We start from the raw sequence: 586 nt of genomic DNA on the forward strand, positions 1-586 counted from the left end.
TCATTGATGAGACCGGTTTTCTGAAGAAGGGTCAGGCGTCCTGCGGTGTGGGGCGGCAGTATACGGGATCTGCCGGCAAGATCACGAACTGCCAGATTGGTGTGTTTGGCGCTTATGTTTCGGAACGGGGGCATGCCTTTATTGACCGCGCCCTGTATCTCCCGAAAGACTGGACATCAAAGCCTGAGCGTCTGAAGCGGGCCCACGTTCCCGATGACGTGGTGTTTGCAACCAAACCGGCGTTAGCCTCGATGATGATTGAGCGAAGTATTGAGGCCGGTGTGCCGTTCCGCTGGGTTGCAGCAGACAGCGTGTATGGCGTGGGCGACGTAGAACGCACGCTTCGCCGGGCAGGAATTGGATATGTGCTTGGGGTCAAGGGCAATCACTGGTTCGGATCATGGGCAACGGAACCGCTGATTGCCGGAGAGGCGAAAGATATTGCAGCAGGACTGCCAGACCAGGCCTGGCGTCGTCTGTCAGCGGGGCACGGCACAAAAGGTGAGCGACTTTATGACTGGGCGTATCTTCCGCTTGCTGATCTGGATGCTGAAGAATTTGACTGCCCTATAGCCGGACCATGGAC

The 586-nt window shown here is 57.2% G+C and carries 1 pseudogene; it reads left to right on the forward strand.

Annotated elements, in window-relative coordinates:
- Positions 1-586 (forward strand): annotated as a pseudogene (locus tag ACP7IZ_RS13780) (IS701-like element IS1452 family transposase); the annotation flags it as partial.

Origin of the sequence: Acetobacter sp. AAB5 (genome assembly GCF_050106715.1) — a bacterium.
Taxonomy (GTDB): Bacteria; Pseudomonadota; Alphaproteobacteria; order Acetobacterales; family Acetobacteraceae; genus Acetobacter; species Acetobacter oryzifermentans.